The sequence below is a fragment of the Brevundimonas sp. GW822-FHT03E11 genome, assembly GCF_058801445.1.
In genome coordinates this window covers 469,871-492,511 of record NZ_JBXANG010000002.1, presented here as the reverse complement: position 1 = coordinate 492,511, position 22,641 = coordinate 469,871, and the positions used below count along the sequence as shown (strand labels likewise).

General features: G+C 68.7%; 18 protein-coding genes. 5 read left to right on the top strand and 13 right to left on the bottom strand.

Annotation, left to right across the window (positions count from 1 at the left end; translation table 11 throughout):
* Positions 1-85 precede the first annotated feature (85 nt).
* On the top strand, positions 86-2,308 hold the full coding sequence (gene pnp, locus AC1RKE_RS05215) for a polyribonucleotide nucleotidyltransferase (protein ID WP_395941941.1): 2,223 nt from the start codon (positions 86-88) through the stop codon (positions 2,306-2,308).
* A 69-nt stretch (positions 2,309-2,377) separates the two neighbouring features.
* Here the strand turns inward: pnp and AC1RKE_RS05210 are convergent, their stop codons facing one another.
* Entirely contained in the window at positions 2,378-2,752 is a 375-nt protein-coding gene (locus tag AC1RKE_RS05210; RefSeq protein WP_156314142.1) for a hypothetical protein, read from the bottom strand.
* Positions 2,753-2,813: 61 nt separating this feature from the next.
* Positions 2,814-3,539, bottom strand: a complete 726-nt coding sequence (gene rph / locus AC1RKE_RS05205) for a ribonuclease PH (RefSeq protein ID WP_054764458.1) — start codon at positions 3,537-3,539, stop codon at positions 2,814-2,816.
* Between the two features lie 106 nt (positions 3,540-3,645).
* On the opposite strand from rph, the gene hrcA reads away from it, so the two are divergent.
* Entirely contained in the window at positions 3,646-4,698 is a 1,053-nt protein-coding gene (hrcA, locus tag AC1RKE_RS05200; protein ID WP_182714648.1) for a heat-inducible transcriptional repressor HrcA, read from the top strand.
* Positions 4,695-5,327 carry a nucleotide exchange factor GrpE gene (gene grpE, locus AC1RKE_RS05195; RefSeq protein ID WP_201463513.1) on the top strand — a complete coding sequence of 211 codons (633 nt, stop codon included), beginning with the start codon at positions 4,695-4,697 and terminating at the stop codon, positions 5,325-5,327. The genes hrcA and grpE overlap by 4 nt, the downstream gene beginning before the upstream one ends.
* A 127-nt stretch (positions 5,328-5,454) precedes the next feature.
* Here grpE and AC1RKE_RS05190 read toward each other — a convergent pair whose 3' ends face one another.
* The 7 genes from AC1RKE_RS05190 to AC1RKE_RS05160 all read right to left on the bottom strand — a co-directional run bounded on the left by AC1RKE_RS05190 (position 5,455) and on the right by AC1RKE_RS05160 (position 16,475).
* Entirely contained in the window at positions 5,455-7,497 is a 2,043-nt protein-coding gene (locus AC1RKE_RS05190) for a S8 family peptidase (protein ID WP_395941940.1), read from the bottom strand.
* 287 nt (positions 7,498-7,784) lie between these two features.
* Positions 7,785-8,693, bottom strand: a complete 909-nt coding sequence (locus AC1RKE_RS05185; protein ID WP_395941939.1) for a dienelactone hydrolase family protein — start codon at positions 8,691-8,693, stop codon at positions 7,785-7,787.
* A 151-nt stretch (positions 8,694-8,844) separates the two neighbouring features.
* Positions 8,845-10,449 (bottom strand): bifunctional phosphoribosylaminoimidazolecarboxamide formyltransferase/IMP cyclohydrolase, encoded by a 1,605-nt coding sequence (gene purH, locus AC1RKE_RS05180; RefSeq protein WP_395941938.1) that lies wholly within the window; start codon positions 10,447-10,449, stop codon positions 8,845-8,847.
* A gap of 89 nt (positions 10,450-10,538) precedes the next feature.
* Entirely contained in the window at positions 10,539-12,392 is a 1,854-nt protein-coding gene (locus tag AC1RKE_RS05175; RefSeq protein ID WP_183216313.1) for a heparinase II/III family protein, read from the bottom strand.
* Positions 12,389-13,060, bottom strand: coding sequence for a ribulose-phosphate 3-epimerase (rpe, locus tag AC1RKE_RS05170; protein WP_348684977.1), 672 nt, complete (start codon positions 13,058-13,060; stop codon positions 12,389-12,391). The genes AC1RKE_RS05175 and rpe overlap by 4 nt, the downstream gene beginning before the upstream one ends.
* 47 nt (positions 13,061-13,107) lie before the next feature.
* On the bottom strand, positions 13,108-14,451 hold the full coding sequence (locus AC1RKE_RS05165) for an RsmB/NOP family class I SAM-dependent RNA methyltransferase (protein ID WP_333897394.1): 1,344 nt from the start codon (positions 14,449-14,451) through the stop codon (positions 13,108-13,110).
* Between the two features lie 47 nt (positions 14,452-14,498).
* On the bottom strand, positions 14,499-16,475 hold the full coding sequence (locus tag AC1RKE_RS05160) for a potassium transporter Kup (protein WP_348683183.1): 1,977 nt from the start codon (positions 16,473-16,475) through the stop codon (positions 14,499-14,501).
* A 167-nt stretch (positions 16,476-16,642) separates the two neighbouring features.
* On the opposite strand from AC1RKE_RS05160, the gene AC1RKE_RS05155 reads away from it, so the two are divergent.
* On the top strand, positions 16,643-17,113 hold the full coding sequence (locus AC1RKE_RS05155; protein ID WP_182715083.1) for an Rrf2 family transcriptional regulator: 471 nt from the start codon (positions 16,643-16,645) through the stop codon (positions 17,111-17,113).
* Positions 17,114-17,120: 7 nt separating this feature from the next.
* Positions 17,121-17,918: an SDR family NAD(P)-dependent oxidoreductase gene (locus tag AC1RKE_RS05150; RefSeq protein WP_228184824.1), complete on the top strand. Its 798-nt coding sequence runs from the start codon at positions 17,121-17,123 to the stop codon at positions 17,916-17,918.
* An 18-nt stretch (positions 17,919-17,936) separates the two neighbouring features.
* Here AC1RKE_RS05150 and lpdA read toward each other — a convergent pair whose 3' ends face one another.
* From lpdA to AC1RKE_RS05130, 4 genes are read right to left on the bottom strand one after another with little or no spacing between them, the layout of a single operon-like run.
* A complete protein-coding gene (gene lpdA, locus AC1RKE_RS05145; protein ID WP_054764451.1) occupies positions 17,937-19,334 on the bottom strand; it encodes a dihydrolipoyl dehydrogenase in 1,398 nt (465 codons plus the stop codon).
* Positions 19,331-19,792: a hypothetical protein gene (locus AC1RKE_RS05140; protein WP_492896526.1), complete on the bottom strand. Its 462-nt coding sequence runs from the start codon at positions 19,790-19,792 to the stop codon at positions 19,331-19,333. The genes lpdA and AC1RKE_RS05140 overlap by 4 nt, the downstream gene beginning before the upstream one ends.
* Positions 19,793-19,796: 4 nt before the next feature.
* A complete protein-coding gene (locus AC1RKE_RS05135; RefSeq protein WP_348683184.1) occupies positions 19,797-21,515 on the bottom strand; it encodes a dihydrolipoyl dehydrogenase family protein in 1,719 nt (572 codons plus the stop codon).
* A gap of 1 nt (position 21,516) precedes the next feature.
* Positions 21,517-22,641, bottom strand: a complete 1,125-nt coding sequence (locus AC1RKE_RS05130) for an alpha-ketoacid dehydrogenase subunit beta (RefSeq protein WP_333897645.1) — start codon at positions 22,639-22,641, stop codon at positions 21,517-21,519.

Genomic DNA, 22,641 nt, shown 5'->3' with positions numbered 1-22,641 from the left:
TGGATCGAAGGACTGAACGCCGACGCATCCGCCCAATGATGGGACCCCGCACGGAATACGCCGTCCGGGATACGAAAGACGAAATATGTTCGATATCAAACGCAAGACGATCGAGTGGGCCGGACGCCCGCTGACTCTGGAGACGGGCCGCATCGCCCGCCAAGCCGACGGCGCCGTGCTGGCGACCTATGGCGAGACCGTGGTTCTGGCCACCGTCGTCTACGGCCGTTCGCCCAAGCCGGGCCTGGATTTCTTCCCCCTGACGGTCAACTATCAGGAAAAGACCTTCGCCGCCGGCAAGATCCCGGGCGGCTACTTCAAGCGTGAAGGCCGTCCGACCGAGAAGGAGACCCTGGTCTCCCGCCTGATCGACCGCCCGATCCGCCCCCTGTTCGTCAAGGGCTTCAAGAACGAGACCCAGGTCGTCGTCACCGTGCTGCAGCACGACCTGGAGAATGATCCGGACGTCCTGTCGATGGTCGCCGCCTCCGCCGCCCTGACCATTTCCGGCGTGCCCTTCATGGGTCCGATCGGCGCCGCCCGCGTCGGCTTCATCGACGGCGAGCTGGTGCTGAACCCGACCGTGGACCAGATGGAAGGCTCCGAGCTGGACCTGGTGGTCGCCGGCACCCAGGACGCCCTGATGATGGTGGAATCCGAAGCCAAGGAGCTGTCGGAAGAGACCATGCTGAAGGCCCTGATGTTCGCCCACGCCGGCATGCAGCCGGTGATCGACGCCATCATCGACCTGGCCGAACACGCCGCCAAGGAGCCGTTCGACTTCCAGGCCGAAGACCATTCCGACGTCGTCGCCGCGATCAAGAAATTGGTCGGCGAGGAGATCAAGGCCGCCTACGCCCATCCGGGCAAGTACGAGCGCCGCTCGGGCGTCGACGCCGCCAAGAAGAAGGCCGCCGAAGCCCTGGTCAAGACCGACGACAAGCCCGAGGGCGTCGACAGCTCCAAATTCTCGGCCGCCTTCAAGGAGTGCGAAGCCGAGGTCCTGCGTCGCGACATCATCGAGAACGCCCACCGCGTCGACGGCCGCGCCCTGGACAAGGTCCGCGCCATCGTATCGGAAGTCGGCGTCTTGCCGCGCACCCACGGTTCGGCCCTGTTCACCCGCGGCGAAACCCAGGCCCTGGTCGTCGCCACCCTGGGCACCGGCGAGGACGAACAGTACATCGACAGCCTGCAGGGCACCTACAAGGAGTCCTTCCTGCTGCACTACAACTTCCCCCCCTATTCGGTGGGTGAAGCCGGCCGCATGGGCTCGCCCGGCCGTCGCGAAATCGGTCACGGCAAGCTGGCCTGGCGGGCCATCCGTCCGATGCTGCCGAAGAAGGAAGACTTCCCCTACACCATCCGCCTGGTCTCCGAGATCACCGAGTCGAACGGCTCGTCCTCGATGGCCACGGTCTGCGGTTCGTCCCTGGCCCTGATGGACGCCGGCGTGCCGCTGGTCCGTCCGGTCTCGGGCATCGCCATGGGCCTGATCCTGGAGCCGTCGGGCGAGTTCGCCATCCTGTCGGACATCCTGGGCGACGAAGACCACCTGGGCGACATGGACTTCAAGGTCGCCGGCACCTCGGAAGGCATCACCTCGCTGCAGATGGACATCAAGGTCCCCGGCATCACCGAGGAGATCATGAAACAGGCCCTGACCCAGGCCTCTGCCGGCCGCCTGCACATCCTCGACGAGATGTCCAAGGCCATGGACGCCCCGCGCGCCTCGCTGGGCGAACATGCGCCCAAGATCGAGACGATCAAGATCGCGGTCGACAAGATCCGTGAAGTGATCGGTTCGGGCGGCAAGGTGATCCGCGAGATCGTCGAGAAGACCGGCGCCAAGGTCGACATCGGCGACGACGGCACGATCAAGATCGCCGCCAATGACCAGGAGAAGATCGACGCCGCCAAGGCCTGGATCCAGTCCATCGCCTCGGAACCGGAAGTGGGCGCCATCTACTCCGGCAAGGTGGTCAAGGTCGTCGACTTCGGCGCCTTCGTGAACTTCTTCGGCGCCAAGGACGGCCTGGTCCACGTGTCCCAGATCGCTCTGGAACGCGTCGCCAACCCGGCCGACGTCCTGTCGGAAGGCCAGGAGGTCAAGGTCAAGTTCCTGGGCTTCGACGACCGCGGCAAGACCAAGCTGTCGATGAAGGTCGTGGACCAGACCACCGGCGAAGACATCACCGACAAGATCAACGCCGAACGCGCCGAACGCAACGAGGAGCCGCTGTCGGAAGACACCGGCGGCCGTCCCAAGCGCGAAGGCGGCGATCGCGGCCGTCGCCGTCGCGACTGAGCCTCGGCCTGAGGTTTGAATGACGAAGGCCCCGCCGGCGACGGCGGGGCCTTTTTCATAACAGCCGTCTCAAGAGCGGCATTCGGCGGGCGGATCCTTGTCCCACAGCTTGCAGGACCGGTCGATCTCGCCCCGGATCAGGGCGCAGGGATTGTCGGCGTGGCAGGGCGGATGGGTGGCCGGGCTGACCTTGATGCAGCGCTCGACCAGACGCGCCGCCGCCGCCTCGCCGATATCCGCGCGGCATGCGGTCTGGGCTGCGAGGCCTCGTTCAGCGCCCGTATCGGGCTGATCCGAAGACGCCGGACCCGGAGCCGTCTCTGCTATGGTCTGCGCGCCCGAACCGGGGTCCGCAGCGGGCGCGGTCCTGTCCTCCCCGGACTGGCAGGCGGCGACCGCGAGGGCGGCCGACAGGGCGAAACAGGCGGACAGGAAAGGGCGCATCGAAAACTCCGGGCTGAGGGTCATAGCCACGATGACCCGCCTGTTGAACGCACGAAACTCCTTAAGAGCGCACCGCCTCCAGCGCCGCCTTCTGCAGGGCGAACAGTTCGGCGCAGCCGGTCTCGGCCAGGGCGAACAGACGGTCGAACTCGGCGCGGGTGAAGCCGCGCTTTTCGCCCGTGGCCTGGATCTCGACGATCTGGCCCGAACCGGTCAGGACGAAGTTGGAATCGGCCTCGGCCTCGGAATCCTCTTCATAGTCCAGGTCCAGCACCGGAACCCCGTCGCAGACGCCGCAGGACACCGCCGCCACCTGGTCCAGGATTGGATCAGCCTTCAGCACGCCTTCGTCGCGCAGATAGTTGAGGGCCGAGGCCATGGCGACCCAGGCGCCGGTGATGGCGGCGGTGCGGGTGCCGCCGTCGGCCTGGATCACGTCGCAGTCCAGCACCACCTGACGCTCGCCCAGCGCCTTCAGATCGACGACGGCGCGCAAGCTGCGGCCGATCAGACGCTGAATCTCCTGCGTCCGGCCCGTCTGTTTGCCGGCGGCGGCTTCGCGGCGGCCGCGGGTGTGGGTGGCGCGGGGCAGCATCCCGTATTCGGCCGTGACCCAGCCCTGGCCCTTGCCCCGCATCCAGCCGGGAATGGTCTCCTCGACCGAGGCCGTCACCAGAACCTTGGTGTGGCCGAAGGTGATCAGGCACGAGCCCTCGGCGTAGCGATTGACGCCGGTCTCGATGGTCACGGGACGCAGCTGGGCGTCGGTGCGTTGCGAATGGCGCATGAGATGAGTCCTTGGAAGCTGGGGCGGCGGTGATTATCCTGAAAACGTGAGCCTGTATGCCCCCAAAACCCCGCCGTTCGACGGCGGTCCGGCGACGGGCCAGTCTCTGGCGGGGCTGGCCGGCCTGGACGCGCGCGCGCGCGACATCTTCCGGCGCATTGTGGAGAGCTATCTGGAGACGGGCGAGCCGGTGGGGTCGCGGACCCTGTCGCTGGGCGGGATCGCCCTGTCGCCGGCCTCGATCCGCAATACGATGCAGGACCTGACCCTGGCGGGCCTTCTGGCCTCGCCCCACGCCTCGGCGGGGCGGATTCCCACCCATGCGGGTCTGCGCCTGTTCGTCGACGGCCTCTTGGAGATCGGCGACCTCACCAAGGAGGAGCGGCGCGAGATCGACGCCCGCCTGGCCGGCCGGGGCCGCAATTTCGAGGCCGCCCTGGACGAGGCGTCCAATCTGCTGTCGGGCCTGGCGGGGGGCGCAGGCGTGGTCTCCAGCCCGGTGCGCGACGCCGGGGTCAAACATGTGGAGTTCGTCGCCCTGGGCGGGGATCAGGCCCTGGCGGTCATCGTCGCCGACGACGGCACGGTGGAGAATCGGATCATGAGCCTGGCGGCGGGGGTCACCCCCTCGACCCTGACGGAGGCCTCCAACTTCCTGAACGCCCGGCTGCGCGGCCGGCCCTTCGCCGAGGCCAAGCGGGAAATGACCCAGGAGCTGGAGATCGCCCGGCGCGAGCTGGACCAGGCCGCCGCCCGGCTGGTCGAGGACGGCCTGGCCGCCTGGTCCGGCGGGCCGGACCGCGAGCGGGCCCTGATCGTGCGGGGTCGGGCCAATCTGCTGCAGGACGGCGAAGGCCTGGCCGATCTTGAGCGGGTGCGGGTCCTGTTCGACGATCTGGAGCAGAAGGAACAGCTGATCGGCCTGCTGGACGGGGTGGACGCGGCCCAGGGGGTGCGGATTTTCATCGGCGCTGAAACCCGTCTGTTTTCACTTTCGGGTTCCGCCGTGATCGCGGCGCCCTATATGAGCGGCCGACAGCGGGTTCTGGGCGCCATAGGCGTCATAGGACCGGCGCGACTGAACTACGCCCGTGTCATTCCGTTGGTGGACTATACCGCCCGGGTGCTGGGCCGAATGCTGGACGGGAAAGAAACGTGAGCGACAAACCCCAGAACGATGAGCTGAACGGAATGGAAGAGGCGGAACTGAACGCCGAACACGGACTGGACGCCGAGCCGTCGGACAATCTGGCGCCGCTGGACGCCGTGATCGCCGAGCGGGACGAGTGGAAGGACCGCGCCCTGCGCGTCGCCGCCGAGATGGAGAATCTGAAGCGCCGTTCAGAGGCCCAGCAGAACGACGCCCGCGCCTACGCCATCCAGCGCTTCGCCAAGGATCTGCTGGGCGTGGCCGACAATCTTGAGCGCGCCCTGATGGCCGCGCCCAAGGACGCCGAGGGCGCCACGGCCGGTCTGGTGACGGGTCTGGAAATGACGCAGAAGGCCCTGCTGCAGGCGTTCGAGACCAACGGTCTGAAGCGGGTCGCGCCCGAGGCCGGCGAGGCCTTCAACCCCCATCTGCACCAGGCCATGATTGAACAGCCGTCGGACACGGTGCCGGGCGGAGCCGTGGTCCAGACCATGCAGTCCGGTTTCGAACTGTTCGGCCGCACGATCCGCCCGGCCATGGTGGTGGTGGCCGCCAAGGGCTCGGGCGCCCAGCCGTCAAACCCCTATGGCGGCGGCGGCGGCGAACCCCAGACTCACGCCTTCGACGGCAAGGCTTGATCACCGCCCTCCTCTGAGGGGGTTTGTGCTAGTGAATAGTGCTGGTGAGCGGCAGGTGAGCGAGGCGTTCGGCACGACGTTCGAGGCCGCACAATTCTCGCTCACCTTCACCAGCGCCGACACCCCCTCAGAACCGGCGTCGCCAGCCCCCGATCAGGGCGAACTCGGGCGCGGCGTCGGCGGTGTGGCGCGGCTCGCGGCTGGCCACGGCTTGCAGCGACAGGCTGGAGCCGTCCCTCAGACTGCGTTCGCCGCCCAGGATGAAGTCGATCTGACGCCCGCTGGGCGCCGCCGAGAAGCGGCGACGCGAATAGGTCAGGGGGTCGAAATAATCGACCGGCACGTCCGCCAGCCAGGCCGAGAAGGTCCCCCGCTCCATCCGGAGCGGCTGTGAGACGGTGAAGCTGATCCGATCGCACAGGGCGGTGCAACCCGTCAGCAGGGCCAGCCGCCAGTTGGAGCTGATCGCCGCCCCGTCCGTCGACAGGAAACGCCCTTGCGTCTCGGTGGCGCCCAGGCCCGCCTCGCCGAGCAGGGCCAGACCCGGTCGCAGGGCCCAGTCCCCGCCGACCGCATAGAAGCGGGTCCGCGACGGCAGGGCGAAGTCCGAACCGCCCGGGATGAAGGCCCCCAAGGGCCCCAGCCGTTCGTCCAGGGCGCCCAGGCTCAGCGACAGGCCGCCGTCGGCGCCGCGCCAGGCCAGGGTGGCGCGGCTGTAGGTCGAGGCCGCTTCCTCGACCCGACGCAGCGGCATGCGACGGTCCCCCCCGCCGCTCTCGGCCGCCAGGGTGAAGGCGCCGAGCCGAACCTGACCGCGCGCCGCATGATCGGCCTGGGCCAGGGCGGCGAAACCGTCGCCGGCCGCGCCCTTGAACGGAGAGACGGCGCCGCCGCGACCTTGCCAGGTGGCGAAGTTCAGGCGGCCGATCTCCAGATCCAGCAGGGCCTCCTGGCGGGGTTCGTCGCCCAGCCAGGGCGCATCGGTCAGGTCGCGGCGGGCCGTCACCGCCTCGACCGGTTCGTCAAGCTGGGCCGCCGTCAGGCTCAGCCGCCCGCCGCGGGGCAGGCTGAGGCTGGTCGTGGCGGTGCGGCTGGGTTCGAACGGCGCAGCCTGGTACGAACGGCTGGGCGCCGTCGGATAGGCGCCGCCCAGCTGGACCGCGAACATTCGATCATAGCCGTCGAACAGCACGGTCTCGAGCGCCGTCTGGCGTGCAAAGGCGTCGCCGAAGGCCGAGCCGACAAAACTGCCGGGCTCCGTCGCGGCGACCAGGGTCGCGCCGTCCGCCAGGGGCACAGAAGTGGTCCCCGCCGGCTGGAAGGCGCGCGCCAGGTCCAGAAGACCGCGGCCATAGACGACGTCGGTCCCGGCGTCCCCGGCGTCCCGCGCAGTCTCTATCAGCAGGGACAGGGCTTGGCGGCCGGTCAGATTGGGAAAGGCGTCCATCAACAGGGCCAGGGCGCCGGCGACGTGCGGGGCCGAGAAGGACGTGCCGCTGACCCGCCAGCAGCTGGTCGTATCGCAGCCTGTGACGATCGCCTCGCCCGGCGCCGAGATATAGCCCGCCGCCGCCACCCCGGCCCTGTTCGAAAAGCTGGACATGGCGTTGGAGGCGTTGTGCGATCCCACCGCGATCACGGCCCCGGCGAAGCGCGGATCGACGGCGTAGCGCGCCGGCCAGCCGGGATTGGCCTCGCCGTCATTGCCGGAGGAGGCGACGATCACCGCCCCCGAATTGACCGCCCGGAGCAGCGCGGCCTCAAAGGCCGAACCCAGACGGTCGTCGCCGCCCAGGGACATGTTGATGATCTTGACCCCATTGGCCACGGCGTAGTCCAGGGCCCGGACCAGGTCCGAACTGCTGAAACAGACGTCGGTGTTCTTCTCCTCGCAGTCGGAGATGTCGGTGCGGATCGACAAGATCGTGGATTCATAGGCGACGCCGATCGTGCCCTGGCCGTTGAAGTTGGAGGCGATCACCCCGGAGACCCGTGTCCCGTGGCTGCTGTCGGCGACATAGGGCGCATTACGGCCGGGAACCACGTCGGTCGAGGCGGCGGAAATCCGCCCGATGAGGTCCGCCTGGTCTCGACTGACGCCGGAATCGACCACGGCGACGGTGACCCCGCTTCCGGTGGCGCCGGCCCGCCAGGCGGCCTCGGCCTTCACATTGGCCAGACCATAGTTGCGCTCATACTCTCGTGACGTGGTGGACGGCGGCGCTGGGGGAGGCGGAGGGGGCGGTGGAGGAGGAGGAGGAGGGGGCGGTGGAGGCGGGGGAGGAATCACCGGCGTCACCGAACCGGAACCGCCTCCTCCACCGCCCCCGCCGCAGGCCGCCAGCGGCAGGGCCAGAAGGCCGACGCTCAGCAGAATCGTCCGCTTCAACCGTTTTCCGACCACGTCGTTCCTCCCGAGCCGCGCGGTCGGTCGCCGCGCCTTCACCCAGTAACCGCCTAATTCTTTAACGCTTTATCGAAAACCGCCAGCAGTTTGGCCCAACCGTCCTTGGCGTCCGCCTCGGCGTAGCTGGCGCGGTAGTCGGCGTGGAAGCCGTGCGGGGCGTCGGGATAGACGTCGATCCGGCTCTGGGTCTGACCGGCGCGGGCCAGGGCCTGGCGCATCCGCTCGACGCTGGCCAGAGGAATGCCCTGGTCCTGACCGCCGTACAGACCCAGGACCGGCGCCTTCAGATCGTCGGCCAGATCCACCGGCCAGGGCTGGCCGGACGAGACCTGAACCGGCGTCGCGTCGGGGGCGGGGGCCAGACGCCCGTACCAGGCCACGCCGGCGCCGATGGCGGCGAAACGGGCGGCCGCCTGCCACACCACCTTGCCGCCCCAGCAGAAGCCGGTGATCCCAACCTTGCCGTCGCGCGCCCACAGCTGCTGGCTGGCCCATTCCAGGGTGGCCGACAAGTCGCCCATCACCTGTTCATAGTTCGCCGCCCCGACGATCTGCATGATCCGGCCCATGTCGGACAGGGGCGCCGGATCTTCGACCCGGACGAAGAAGGCCGGGGCGATGGCGGCGTAGCCCTGTTTGGCCAGGCGGCGGCAGACGTCCTTGATATAGTCGTGAACCCCGAAGATCTCGGACACGACGATCACGACGGGGAAGGGGCCGTCTCCGGCCGGACGCGCCACATAGGCCGGCAGTTGAAACCCGTCCGGCGCCGGATAGGCGACCTCCGCCGTCTCCAATCCGGCGGCGTCGGTGGTGATCGGCTTGGCCTCCCTGGCCAGGGCCGCCACCGCATAGCCGGAGAAGAACAGCCCCCCCAGAGCCCCCAGCGCCCCCACCGCCCTGCGGCTGAGCTTCAGATCATCGGCGGTCTGGCCTTCGGGACGGATCAGGGTGGTCATGGGACGGCTCCAGAAACGGGGGAGCCGCCAGACCATCACGCCCTCGTTTCAGCGTCCAGTCACGAACGCGAGGACGCCGACTATGGGAAGAAGGGCGCTCAAGCAGCGAGCGACCGCGTCGCGAGCGATAGCGCCCTTCTTCCCCAAGAGGTCAGTGCCGGAAGACCCGCACGCCCGTGAAGGCCATGGCGATCCCCTTCTCGTCGGCGGCGGCGATAACTTCGGCGTCACGCATCGAGCCGCCGGGCTGGATCACCGCCGTGGCCCCGGCCGCGACGGCTTCCAAGAGGCCGTCGGCGAAGGGGAAGAAGGCTTCCGAGGCGCAGGCCGACCCCTCGGCCAGGGACTGGGTCAGGCCTTTCGCCTCGCCGGCCTCCTTGGCGCGGATGGCGGCGATGCGGGCGCTGTCGCGGCGGTTCATCTGGCCCGCGCCGATGCCGGCGGTCTGGCCGTCCTTGGCGTAGACGATGGCGTTGGACTTGACGTGTTTGGCCACGGTGAAGGCGAACAGCATGTCCTGGATCTCGGTCGGGGTCGGCTGGCGCTTCGTCACGATCTTCAGATCCGAAGGCTTGATCAGCGACCGGTCGCGGCTCTGGACCAGGAAGCCGCCGGCGACCGAACGGAACACCTCGCCCGGCCCGTGCGGATCGGGCAGGCCGTCGGTGATCAGCAGGCGCAGGTTCTTCTTGGCGGCGAAGACGGCCTTGGACTCGTCGTCGGCGCCGGGGGCGATGACGACCTCGGTGAAGATTCCAGTGATGGCGCGGGCGTCGTCGCCGTTCAGCGGCCGGTTGACGGCGATCACGCCGCCGAAGGCCGAGACGGCGTCGCATTCCAGCGCGCGGGCATAAGCTTCCGACAGATCCTTGCCCACGGCCACGCCGCAGGGGTTGGCGTGTTTGACGATGACCACGGCGGGCTGTTCGAACTCGGCGACCAGCTCATAGGCGGCGTCGGCGTCGGCGATATTGTTGTAGCCCAGCTCCTTGCCCTGGACCTGGGTCGCATAGGCCACGCCCGGCCGGCGCTCGCCGGTGCGGTAGAAGGCGCCGGTCTGGTGCGGGTTCTCGCCATAGCGCAGGGTCTGGGCCAGAGAACCGGCGATCGACTTGCGGGCCGGGGCGGCGTCCTCGACCTGCTGGGCGAACCAGGCGGAGACGGCGGCGTCATAGGCGGCGGTGCGGGCGAAGGCGCGGGCGGCCAGCCGCTTTCTCAGGGCCAGATCGGTCGAGCCTTCCGCCTTCAGCGCCTCAAGGATCAGGCCGATGCTCTCGCCGTCGACGGCGACGGCGACATAGCCGTGGTTCTTGGAGCCCGAACGGATCATGGCCGGGCCGCCGATGTCGATGTTCTCGACCGCCGCCTCGAACGAACCGCCCGCCGCAACGGTTGATTCAAACGGATAGAGGTCGATCCAGACGATATCGATGGCGCCGATGCCGTGGTCGGTCATGGCCTGGGCGTGGTCGGCCGCGTCGCGCACGCCCAGCAGGCCCCCGTGGACCACGGGGTGCAGGGTCTTGACCCGGCCGTCCATCATCTCGGGGAAGCCGGTCAGATCGGCCACGTCCTTGACCGGCAGGCCCAGTTTGGCGATCGCCGCCTTGGTGCCCCCGGTCGAGACCAGTTCGACGCCCAGGTCGTTCAGGGTGCGGGCGACCTCTTCCAGCCCGGCCTTGTCGGACAGGGAGATCAGGGCGCGTTGCGGCTTGACCCGATCAGGGGCGGGGGGAAAGTCGGGAGCGGCGGGCATGGCGGCGTCCGTGAAGGCTGGGGGAGGATGGGGCGCCCTCTAGCGCCAAACGGCCGCCTCGTCACCCCACGGACGGTTTCTGACGAGGATCAACTCGGATCGCCGCTCGCGCCTGCCGGGCTCAGCTTCCAGCGGATCCGGCTCTCGCTGTCGGTGCGGGCCGAGCCGCGCACGACGATCTGCAAGCTGCGGCGGGTCAGCCCGGCGTCGATATGGACGCTGGGCTCTATGGCCACGTCGGGGCCGTCGGTGCGGAACCACCAGCCCCGGCCCGAGGCGCCGCGCAGCAGGATCGAGCGACGGTCCCGCGCCAGCGAGGCCTGAACCCCCGGCTCCAGATGGAAGCGGATGGCGTAGGGGGCCGCGATCTGGCGGATCACCTCCTTGCGGCCGGGCGTCGGGAAAAGCTTCTCCTCCGCCCGCAACTCGTCCAGCCTCTGGTCCAGATACAGGCGCCGCTGATGGTTCAGGCCGAAGGCTTCGTTCCAGCCGTCATGCTCCATCTCCAGCCAGACCGCGCCCTCGGCTTCCCTCTGGTCGGTTGTCACATGGATCGGCGGCCCGACCAGGCGCGGTCCCAGAAGCTCGCCCTTCCAGCCACCCAAGGGTTCGTTCAGCGACCGCTCGCCTAGGGTCAGGGTCGAATGGCCGGGGGTCAGGCGAAGGGCCTGACGATCGGTGGCGGCGGGGGTCCAGCCGGAGCCGGTGACCAGACGGTCCTTGCCGCAGGCGATCTCCAGCGCCAGCGGCTGGGCGCAGGCCGTGGCGCCCCAGGCGCCGCGCGCGGGCGAGGCGGCGTCGGCGACGATGGACAACAGGGGGCTGGCGATCCGCACCAGTCCGCCGATCCGGCCGACCGGCGGATGGGTGGGATCGGCCGCACGGCTCGCCGTCGCGGCCTCGTCATGGGCGCGGGCGGCGGCCACACGGGCGGCCGATGAGGGACCGCCGCCTTGAAAACCGGCCAGCCGCCCGTCGGGGAGGGTCAGAAGGCGCAGGCCCTGGGTCAGGCGGTCGATCGCCTCCGACACCGGCTGCGGCGTCGGTTCGGACAGCTGGGCCAGGGCGTCGTCGAGGGTCAGGAGGTCCAAGAGCAGCTCCAGCCCCGCCTCGGGACTGCGTGACGCATGCGAACCGTCGTCGTGAACCGTGACGCGCAGCGCCCCCGCCAGACCGCCCAGGGCGCGGCGACGCAGGCCCTGCCCCGGCGCGCCGGCCAGGACGCAGCCCCCGATGGCGGCGGCGGTCAGACGCTCCGCCCGCGTGGCCAGGCCGCCCGGCGGACGCAACAGCTGGCGCGTCTGGCGCGCCAGACTGTCGGCCAGCCTCAACCGTTCCGCCTCGGTCGCCACCGCCCCCATGCGGCGGGCGGCGCAGGCCAGGTTGATCACCCGGCGCGGCAGAATCTCCGGCCCCCAGGCGAAGGGCGACCAGCGGGCGAAGGCGTCAGCCCAGGCCAGGGTCAGGCGCAGGGCCTCGCGCGCGCCGCGCTCGCCCTGGGCCATCAGGGCCGGCAGCCAGTTGAAGGCGTGCAATTCGACGGCGAAGGGCCGCGACGGACTGGGTCGGTTCCATGGATCGGACGGGGGCTCAACCTCCATGGAGGCGCCGGCCAGGATAAAGCGCCCGACCAGCAGGTTCTTGCCCGGGGCGGAATCGTGCGGCCGGAAATCTCTCGGCGTCGCCGCAAAGGCCGTGACCTTGCCCCCGCCCAGCACCGGGCCCAGGGTCAGACCATAGCCGGGAAGGCCGTAAAGCTCGATCCACAGTTGACGGGTGATCAGACGCCCGGCGATGGCGGGCCAAAGACCGGCGCTGGTCGCCGCCTGCCCCGCCCGGACGGGCGTGCGGACCGGCGCGCCCGGAAGGCCCGGAATCTGGCCCGAGGCGACGTCCGGCGTCTCGGGCTCGCGCCGCGGAGCGAAGGGACCCAAGGGGCTCACCCGGCGGTCGAAGCGTTCGGGGCGGACTTCAGGGCGGCGATATTGGCCGCATAATCGCCCTTGAAGACGAAGGAGCCCGCGACCAGGGCGTCGGCCCCAGCGGCGACGCAAGACCCCGCATTGGCCGAGGTCACGCCGCCGTCCACCTGAATATGAGCCGCCGACCCGGCCCGATCCAGAATGGCCCGCGCCGTCTCGATCTTCTTCAGCGAACTGTCGATGAACTTCTGGCCGCCGAAGCCCGGATTGACCGACATGATCAGAACCAGATCCACCAGATCGACCACCTCTTCCAGGATCGACAGCGGGGTGGCGGGATTAAACACGACGCCCGCCTTGGCGCCGAGCTGGCGGATGCGGCCCAGGGTGCGGTGCAGGTGCGCTCCGCTCTCAGGGTGGACGGTCAGGACGTCTGCGCCCGCCTCGCGGAACGCTTCCAGCCACGGATCGACCGGCGCGACCATCAGATGGACGTCGAACGGCAGACGGGTGTGCGGTCGGATGGCCTTCACGATGTCCGGGCCCAGGGTGATGTTGGGCACGAAATGGCCGTCCATCACATCGATGTGGATCCAGTCGGCGCCTGCGGCTTCCAGAGCGCGGACTTCTTCACCCAGGCGCGCGAAATCGCTGGCGAGGATGGACGGGCAGATCAGGGGTGCGGCCATGGCCCCTCGGATAGGACGGCTTGCCCACGGGGGCAAGCCGCCGACCGTCAGGAAATCCGCTCCAGCCGTGCGGCGAAGAAGCCGTCCAGGCCGCCGCGTTCGGCCCATTGGGACGGCAGAATGCGCAGCCAGCCTTCCGGCGTCAGGGCCTCAGCCGGGGCGCCGACGGCGGCGGGGTCGGCGGGAACCGTGCGAAAACCGGGGTTGCGGCGCAGGAAGGCGATCACCTGGGTCTCCCCTTCCTCGCGCTCCAGCGAACAGGTGCAATAGACCAGACGGCCGCCCGGCTTGACCCGTTCGGCGGCGGCGTCGAGCAGCCGGTGCTGGACGTCGGCCAATTTGGCGACCTCGGCCGGCTTGGTGGCGCGCAGAACCTCCGGATTGCGGCGGAAGGTGCCGGTGGCGGTGCAGGGGGCGTCCAGCAGCACGGCGTCGAAGGTGCGGTCGTCCTCCCAGTCCTCGGCGGGGACGGCGACCACCTCGGCGGTCAGTCCGGTGCGTTCCAGGTTCTGGGTCAGGCGTTTCAGACGCGGGGCCGAACGGTCCAGGGCCACCACCGAAGCGCCGGCGGCCGCCAGCTGCAGGGTCTTGCCGCCGGGGGCGGCGCACATATCCAGGGCGGTCTCGCCGGGCTTGACGTCCAGCAGGCGGCCGGGGACGGCGGCGGCGGCGTCCTGAACCCACCAATCGCCGGTCTCGAAGCCGGGCCAGGCGGCGACATCGCCGCGACGGCCGGTGCGGACCGTACCCCCGTCCAGAACCTCGCCCTCCACCGCCTCGGCGACGGCGGCGGGATCGACGCCGGGCTTTAGGCTGAGATCGGTCGGCGGCTCCTCGCGCGCGGCCAGGGCCAGGCCGGTCAGGGCCGCCTCGCCATAGGTCGCCCGCCAGCGGGCGGCGATCCAGTCGGGCAGATTGCTCTCGGCCGTGGTCAGGCCGGGGCCGTCGCGCCCCACCCCGCGCAGCACGGCGTTGACCAGGTTCTTGTACGGCCGGGTCTTGGGGTCCCGCTCGGCCAGTTTCACGGCCGTGGAGACGGCGGCGAAGGCCGGGGTCTCCAGCACCAGGGTCTGGGCCAGGGCGATGCGCATCAAGGTGCGCACGGCCTCGGGCGGCGACTTCTTCAGACGCCGGTCCAGGATCTGGTCGATCTCGCCCAGACGCCGTAGGGCCGCCATGGCCACCGCCCGGGCGAAGGCGCGATCGACCGGCGCCAGGGCGCGGGCGGCCGGCTGGGACAGGGCTTCGTCCAGTCCGTTGCGTCGCTCCAGCGCCGCGTTCAGCAACAGGCCGGCGACGAGGCGGGCCTCCACCCCGATATCGTCCTGGTGCGGGGTTTCAGACAAGGCTTCCGAAGCGGAAGCTGGACGCGGCCTGCCCTTGGTCGCCATCCGGCGGCCCCGCGCCTCGGAGTTCTGGCCCGGCCGGGCGCCCGGCCTCAAACCGCCACCTGGGCGCCCAGCTCGACCACGCGGCCGGGCGGGATGTGGAAGAAGTCGGTCGGATTGGCGGCGTTGCGCATCAGGAAGATGAACAGCCGGTCCTGCCACAGGGGCATGCCCTGGCGCGCCGACGGGATAAGCGACCGGCGGCCCAGGAAGAAGCTGGTCGACATGATGTCGAACTTCAGTCCCTGTTTGCGGCACAGACCCAGGGCGCGCGGCACGTTCGGCGTCTCCATGAAGCCATAGGTGATGGTCAGCTTCTTGAAGTCGTCATTGATCGGCTCCATCCGCACCCGATCCGCCTCCTTGACTCGGGGCCGCTCGGAGGTGCGCACGGTCAGGATGACGTTCTTCTCGTGCAGGACCTTGTTGTGCTTGAGATTGTGCATCAGGGCGACCGGGGCGACGTCGGGATCGCTGGTCAGGAAGATGGCCGTGCCGGGCGCGCGGTGCGGCGGCCGGGCCTGAAGCATCTCGATCAGGTCGGTCAGAGGCAGGCTGTCCTTGCGGGTCTTGGTCGTCAGTATCTGAGTGCCGCGCACCCAGGTCCACATGATCAGCACCAGACAGGCCCCCAGCACCAGCGGCATCCAGGCGCCGTCGGGGATCTTCAGCAGGTTGGAGGTCAGGAAGACGCCGTCGATGAAGGCGAAGGGGATCAGGGTTCCGGCGACCGCCCACATCGGCCACTTCCAGCCCTTGGTGATCACCGAATAGCTCATCAGGGTGTTGACCAGCATGGTCCCGGTGACCGCCACACCATAGGCGGCGGTCAGATTGTGCGAGCTCTGGAAGACCACCAGCAGCAGCAGGACCCCGATCATCAGGAAGGTGTTGACCGCCGGCACGAAGATCTGGCCCGCCTGGGTTTCGGAGGTGTTGCGAATGTCGATCCGGGGCAGCAGGCCCAGCTGCACCGCCTGCTGGGTGACCGAGAAGGCTCCGGTGATCACGGCCTGGGAGGCGATGACGGTGGCGGCGGTGGCCAGGATCAGCATCGGCCAATAGGCCATCTCCGGCACCATGTTCCAGAAGGGATTCTCAGATGCGCCGGGATTGTCCAGGATCAGGGCGCCCTGGCCCAGATAGTTCAGGGTCAGGCAGGGCAGGACGAAGGCCAGCCAGCCCATGCGGATCGGCGCCTTTCCGAAATGGCCCATGTCCGCATAAAGGGCCTCGGCGCCGGTCACGGCCAGGAAGACGCTGCCCAGGATGACGAAGCCCAGGAAGCCGTCATTGATCAGCAGCATGACGCCGTAGTGGGGCGACAGGGCCCGCAGAATGCTGACGTCGTCGAAGATGTGATAAAGACCCAGGCCACCGAGGCTGAGGAACCAGACGGCGGTGATCGGGCCGAAATATTTGGCCAGGCTGGCGGTGCCGCCCGACTGAGCCATGAACAGGGCCACCAGAATCCCGGCGGAGATCGGCACGATGAAGGGATCCAGACGTCCGGCCAGGCCCGGCGCGTCCTGAAGGCCCTCGACGGCCGACAGCACCGAAATGGCCGGGGTGATGATGCCGTCGCCATAGAAGAGGGCCGCGCCGCAGACGCCCAGGATGAAGATCCAGGCGCTGCGCCGTCCGACCGCGTGCTGGGCCAGGGCCATCAGGGACAGGGTGCCGCCTTCGCCCTTGTTGTCGGCCCGCATCAGGAAGAAGACGTACTTGAACGTCACCACCACCATCAGGGCCCAGAAGGCCAGGGAGACCACGCCGACCACGGCCAGGTCGCCGCCGACGCCCGAGCGGGCGTGATCGATCGCCTCGCGCAGGGCGTAGAGCGGGCTGGTGCCGATGTCGCCGAACACCACGCCGATCGCGCCGACCGTCAGGGCCCAGAAGCCGCCGTGTTTGGCGATCTGGCCTGCTGGAGCTTGGGACTCGGGTCCCGTGGCGTGGGTGGACTTGTTCGGCGTGTTCGACGCGGCGGGGAGAGCGCCCGCGTCGTGGGGAGTGTCCCCGGCCATGCGTATCCTCCGGGTCGTCGACGACAGGTCGAGCCCTTCAAAGCGGCGAGCCTTTAGGCTCATTCCGCGTCCGCTTCAATCGCGGCGCGCGGGATTCGGTTTCTCCAGACGGGCGGAGATTTGTGATTCGGCGCGCGAACGCCTATTTTCCCTTCAGGAACACGATCATGTCAGACAGCCAGCGCTTCCCCGTCGCCGCCCACGCCCTGGCCTATATGGCCCACAAGGGAGCGTTTTCGCCTGACCGCGCGGCGCCCAGCGGCGTTCTGGCCTCCTCCATACCGACCAATCCTGTTGTGGTGCGCCGGGTGACGGCCCTGCTGGCCAAGGCCGGTCTGATCGCCACCCGCCCCGGCGCGACCGGCGGCTCCTGGCTGCTGCGCCAGCCGCAGGACATCCGGCTGGACGAGGTGTTGAAGGCCGTCAACGGTTGCGCCCACATCGGCTCGCCGCCGTCCGGCGCCAAGGGCTGCCCGATCAGCGAACATATTCCTCGCCAGGTGGCCAAGGCCCTGACCGCCGCCGACGAGGCCGCGACCGAGGCCCTGTCCAAGATCACCATCGCCGATCTGCTGGCGGAAAATCCTGCGTCCCTGGCGGCCTTTACGCCGCACAAATCCTGCCCTGTCGCGGCTTGACGCCCCGATGAGCCGAACGGTCCTGATCACCGGCGCCTCGGCTGGCATCGGCGCCGCCCTGGCCCGGACCTATGCGGCCAAGGGCTGGAACCTGATCCTGACCGCGCGACGCGAGGGGCCGCTGCAGGCCCTGGCCGATGAACTGACCGCCGCCTACGGTGTGACCGCGACCGTGATCCCCGAGGATCTGTCCGATCCGACGGCCCCGCAACGATTGATCGCCGCCGTCGCGGCACGGGGCCTGACGGTTGACGGCCTCGTCAACAATGCGGGCTTCAGCCGGGTCACAGGCTTCCTCGACACCGACCTCGCCGCCCACCGGGCCATGATCCAGGTCATGCTGACCGCGCCGGTGGAGCTGTCGCGCCTGGTCCTGCCCGGCATGGTCGGGCGGGGCTTCGGCCGGGTGCTGAACGTCGCCTCGCTGGCGGGCCAGATGCCGGCGACGGGCGGCGACACCCTGTATGGTCCGATCAAGAGCTTCCTGATCAAGGCCTCCCAGGGCCTGCATCTGGAGACCCTGGGGACGGGGGTCCATGTGACGGTGCTGAACCCCGGCTACACCCTGACCGAGTTCCACGACGTCAATGGGTCTCGCGATCAGGTGTCGCGCGCCTATCCGGCCTGGATGTGGATGGACGCCGGCCGCGTGGCGCAGATCGGCTACGACGCCTGCGAGGCGAACCGGGCCAGCGTGACGCCCGGCGTCATGAACAATGTCATGGCGGGCCTGGCGCGCGTCCTGCCCGACGGTCTGGCCCTGAAGATGGTGGCGAACCACGCCAGGCGGCTGGAGCGGCTGTAGGACCGCTCCAGGCCGAGGTCAGATATGGATCGCGTGGCCCAGGGCCCGCAGGGACGCCTCGTGGAAGGCTTCGCCCAGGGTCGGGTGGACGTGGATGGTCCCGGCCACGTCTTCCAGCACCGCCCCCATCTCCAGCATCTGGGCGAAGCTGTTGGACAGTTCCGACACATGCTGGCCCACGGCCTGGATCCCCAGCAGCCGGTGGTCGGCCTTGGAGGCGATCACGCGCACGAAGCCGCCGTCCTCGCCGGCCTCGATGGCCAGGGCCCGGCCGATGGCGGCGAAGGGGAAGACGGCGGTGATCACATCGTCGCGGCCCTCGACATCGCTGGGACCCAGACCCGCCGAAACAATCTCCGGCTCAGTGAAACAGACGGCGGCGATCGTCGTGGGATCGAACACCCGGTCGTGGCCGGCGACGATCTCGGCGACCACCTCGCCCTGGGCCGAACCCTTGTGCGCCAGCATCGGTTCGCCCGTCAGGTCGCCGACAGCCCAGACATTCTTCATGCTGGTGGCGCAGCGGTTGTCGATCTTCACGAACGGACCGGCCATGGCCACGCCCATATTCTCCAGACCCCAGCCCTGGGTGCGCGGACGACGGCCGACCGTGACCAGCACCTTGTCGGCCTCCAGCTGCAGCGGCTCGCCGTCCTTGGTCGTGATCGACAGTTTTCCGTCGCCGAAGCCGCCGGCCCGCGCGCCCAGATGAAGCTCGACCCCGTGCTTCTCCAGCCATTTGGCGACCGGATCGGTCAGGGCCTTGTCATACAGGGGCAGGATCCGGTCGGCCATTTCGACGATGGCGACTTCGGCGCCCAGCTTCCGATAGGCGATGCCCAACTCCAGCCCGATATAGCCGCCGCCGACGACGACCAGCTTCTTCGGGACATCCGACAGGCTCAGCGCCTCGGTCGAGGAGATGACGTCGCCGCCGAACGGCAGGAAGGGCAGTTCGACAGGCTCCGATCCCGTCGCCAGAATGACGTGTTCGGCGGTGATGCGGATGTCGCCGTCTTCCGTCTTCACCATGCAGGTCTTGGCGTCCTCGAAGGCCGCCCAGCCCTTGATCACCTTGACCTTGGCCTTCTTCAGCAGGGCCGCGACCCCGGCGTTCAGCTTACGGACGATGCCGTCCTTCCACGCGACCGTCTGTTTCAGGTCGATCGCCGGCTTGGCCGCCGTGATGCCCAGGGTCCCGCCCCCGGCCGCCTTGGCCACGGTCTCGAACTTGCCCGCCGCATGGATGATGGCCTTGGACGGAATACAGCCGACGTTCAGGCAGGTCCCGCCCAGCCCATCGCCGCCGTCCACCAGCACGGTGTCGAGGCCCAGTTGGCCGCAACGGATGCCGGCGACATAGCCTCCCGTGCCCGCGCCGATGATCAGGACTTTGGTCTTCAGGGTCTGGGTCATTTGGGTCCCGGTAGAGGCTGGCCAGCTATTGCCGCACGCCAGTCGCTCATAAAGCTTTCGATATATTCGGCGTCAGCCTTCACGATGTAGAGCCAAGTCTTGTCCGTTTCGGCTTCAGGGCTCGCGAAAACCAATACCCTCAAGCCATTCCGCGGCTCACCTTCGTCATCCATGGGAAAAAGCCAATTCGTGCAGGCTCCCGCTCTGTATGACAGACGGAAAGATCGCGGCGATACTGGTCCCCAGACAGCCAAGGTCGGCCTTACTGTGAAGTCGACGTTGTTCCCGTATTGATCTAGCCAAGCCGTGTTTTCGATCCTCGCTTCGTAGACGCCGGTCACGGCGCGAAGGTCGCGAGCTCGGACTTCGACCTGGTCCCCAAGCGCCAGCGAGCAGGCCAAAACTGGGCCGCCCATCATCACAGTTGCCAAGGCTAAGGCGCCGGTGAGCCGGAGCATCACTTCACCCCATCCACAAGGTCGCGGGCTGCTCCAGCAATCCCTTGATCCGCTGGACGAACACCGCCGCATCATGCCCGTCGACGATCCGGTGATCGAACGACGACGACAGGTTCATCATCTTGCGCACCACCATCTGGCCGTCGCGGACCACGACCCGTTCGGCGATCTTGTTAGGGCCGACGATGGCGACCTCGGGGTGGTTGATGATCGGGGTGTGGACCACCCCGCCCAGGGTTCCCAGGGAGGTGATGGTGATGGTCGAGCCCGACAGCTCCTCACGCTTGGCCGAACCGTCCTTGGCCGCGCCCGAGACGCGGGCGATCTCCAGCGCCGTATCCCAGGCGTCGCGCGCCTCGGCGTGGCGGACCACAGGCACCATCAGGCCGTTCGGCGTCTGGGCGGCGATGCCCAGATGGACCGGGGCGTGCTGGATCAGGACGCCCGCCTCGTCGTCATAATGGGCGTTGATCTGCGGCTGATCGCGCAGGGCCACCACGATGGCGCGGGCGATGAAGGGCAGCAGGTTCAGCTTGGGCTGATCCTTCGCCTTGGTCGCGTTCAGATGGGCCCGCAGCTCCTCCAGCGCCGTCATGTCGATTTCCTCGACATAGGTGATGTGCGGAATGCGGCGCACGCTCTCGGCCATCTTCTCCGCGATCTTGCGGCGCAGGCCGATGATCTTGACCTCGGTGGTCCCTTCGGCGCGGGCGAAGGGCGAGCCGCCGGCCGGAGCGGCGGACGTCGGAACCTGGCCGCCGCGGGCGATGAAGCCGTCCAGATCCTCGTGGGTGATCCGCCCGGCCGGGCCGGAGCCGGGCACGAAGGTCAGATCGACGCCCAGGTCGCGCGCGCGGTTGCGCACGGCGGGCGAGGCCAGGGGGCGTTCGCCGCGGGCCCGGCCGGTCAGGGCGGGGGCCGGTTTGCCCCCCTCCCCCGCTGCGCGGGTGCTCCCCCCAGGGGGGGGAGATTTTGGTGGGGCTGCCGGCGTCGATCCTCCCCCCTTGGGGGAAGCAGCGCCGGAGGCGACGGAGGGGGCCTGAACGGGGCTCTTGGCGACATTGCCGGCCCCGGCCACATCGAAGGCCACCAGCGGCCCGCCGACCGGCACGGCCTTGCCCGCCTCGCCGTACAGGGCGACGACCGTTCCGGCGACCGGCGAGGTGATCTCGACCGTGGCCTTGTCGGTCATGACGTCGGCCAGGATCTGGTCTTCCTCGACCGCATCCCCGACCTTGACGTGCCAGCCGACCAGTTCGGCCTCGGCCGTGCCTTCGCCGACGTCGGGCAGTTTGAAGACATAGTTGCCGGTGGAGGCCTGGGGGGCGTCAAGAGCCCCTCCACCACGCTTCGCGCGGTCCCCCTCCCCACTGGCGTGGGGAGGAGACGATGCCGCTACTGTCTCCTCCCCGCGCGAAGCGGGGGGAGGTGGCTCGGAGCGCAGCGGAGAGACGGAGGGGCTCTCTTCCGCATTCCCCGCCCCCTCGACCTCGAACTCGACCAACGGCCCGCGCACCGGCACCATGGCGCCGGGCTCGCCGTGCAGGGCGATGACCTTGCCGGACACAGGCGCGGTGATCTCTACGGTGGCCTTGTCGGTCATCACGTCGGCGACGATCTGGTCCTCGGCGACCGTATCGCCGACCTTGACGTGCCAGCCGACCAGTTCGGCCTCGGCGGTGCCTTCGCCCACGTCGGGCAGTTTGAAGACGAAACGACCCATCTTAACGTCCTCCCGACATGACGCTCTTCGCGGCGTCTGAAACCCGTTGCGGTCCGGGGAAATATTCCCATTCGAAAGCATGGGGATAGGGGGTGTCCCAGCCGGTGACGCGCGCGATCGGCGCCTCCAGGTGATAGAAGCAACGCTCCTGCACCAGGGCCGACAGTTCGCCGCCGAAGCCCGAGGTCTTGGGCGCCTCGTGCACGATGACGCATCGGCCGGTCTTTTTCACGCTGGCCTCGATGGCCTCGATGTCCAGCGGCACGAGCGAGCGCAGGTCGATCACCTCGGCGTCCACGCCGGCGTGTTCGGCTCCCGCCAGCGCCACCCAGACCATTGTGCCATAGGCCAGGATGGTGACGTCGTTTCCTTCGCGCATCACGCGCGCCTTGCCGATCGGCTCGACATATTTGCCCGTCGGAACCTGCGCCAATTCTTGCGCCTTCCACGGCGAGACCGGCTTCTCGTGCCAGCCGTCGAACGGGCCGTTGTACAGACGTTTCGGCTCGAAGAAGACGACCGGGTCGTCATCCTCGACGGCGGCGATCAACAGGCCCTTGGCGTCATAGGGGTTGGACGGAATGACGACCTTCAGCCCCGCGATATGGGTGAACAGGCTTTCCGGCGACTGGCTGTGGGTCTGACCGCCGAAGATGCCGCCGCCGTAGGGGCTGCGAATCGTAATCGGGCTGGTGAACTGACCGCCCGAGCGATAGCGCATCTTGGCCGCTTCGGAGACGATCTGGTCATAGGCCGGATAGATGTAGTCGGCGAACTGGATCTCGACGACCGGGCGCAGGCCATAGGCGCCCATGCCGATGGCGGCGGCGACGATGCCGCATTCGCTGATCGGGGCGTCGAAGCTGCGGGTCAGGCCGTGCTTCTGCTGCAGCTTGTCGGTGACGCGGAAGACCCCGCCGAAATAGCCGGCGTCCTCGCCGAACGACAGGACGTTCGGATCCTCGGCCATCTTGACGTCCAGGGCCGAGTTCAGGGCCTGGATCATGTTCATCGGAACGACGCCGGCGCCGGTCGCTTCCGAAGCGGGAGCGGCGTTCTGATCGACCATGTCCGGTTCGACTCCGTCAGTACGATCCGCTTCGATAAAGGTGGTTTGCTCGCTCAT

Excerpts from the sequence above, each read along its gene's own strand:
- pnp (WP_395941941.1), top strand. The coding sequence starts at position 86 with ATGTTCGATATCAAACGCAAGACGATCGAGTGGGCCGGACGCCCGCTG.
- AC1RKE_RS05210 (WP_156314142.1), bottom strand. The coding sequence starts at position 2,752 with ATGCGCCCTTTCCTGTCCGCCTGTTTCGCCCTGTCGGCCGCCCTCGCG.
- rph (WP_054764458.1), bottom strand. The coding sequence starts at position 3,539 with ATGCGCCATTCGCAACGCACCGACGCCCAGCTGCGTCCCGTGACCATC.
- AC1RKE_RS05185 (WP_395941939.1), bottom strand. The coding sequence starts at position 8,693 with ATGACCACCCTGATCCGTCCCGAAGGCCAGACCGCCGATGATCTGAAG.
- purH (WP_395941938.1), bottom strand. The coding sequence starts at position 10,449 with ATGCCCGCCGCTCCCGACTTTCCCCCCGCCCCTGATCGGGTCAAGCCG.
- rpe (WP_348684977.1), bottom strand. The coding sequence starts at position 13,060 with ATGGCCGCACCCCTGATCTGCCCGTCCATCCTCGCCAGCGATTTCGCG.
- AC1RKE_RS05165 (WP_333897394.1), bottom strand. The coding sequence starts at position 14,451 with ATGGCGACCAAGGGCAGGCCGCGTCCAGCTTCCGCTTCGGAAGCCTTG.
- AC1RKE_RS05160 (WP_348683183.1), bottom strand. The coding sequence starts at position 16,475 with ATGGCCGGGGACACTCCCCACGACGCGGGCGCTCTCCCCGCCGCGTCG.
- AC1RKE_RS05155 (WP_182715083.1), top strand. The coding sequence starts at position 16,643 with ATGTCAGACAGCCAGCGCTTCCCCGTCGCCGCCCACGCCCTGGCCTAT.
- AC1RKE_RS05150 (WP_228184824.1), top strand. The coding sequence starts at position 17,121 with ATGAGCCGAACGGTCCTGATCACCGGCGCCTCGGCTGGCATCGGCGCC.
- lpdA (WP_054764451.1), bottom strand. The coding sequence starts at position 19,334 with ATGACCCAGACCCTGAAGACCAAAGTCCTGATCATCGGCGCGGGCACG.
- AC1RKE_RS05140 (WP_492896526.1), bottom strand. The coding sequence starts at position 19,792 with ATGCTCCGGCTCACCGGCGCCTTAGCCTTGGCAACTGTGATGATGGGC.
- AC1RKE_RS05135 (WP_348683184.1), bottom strand. The coding sequence starts at position 21,515 with ATGGGTCGTTTCGTCTTCAAACTGCCCGACGTGGGCGAAGGCACCGCC.
- AC1RKE_RS05130 (WP_333897645.1), bottom strand. The coding sequence starts at position 22,641 with ATGAGCGAGCAAACCACCTTTATCGAAGCGGATCGTACTGACGGAGTC.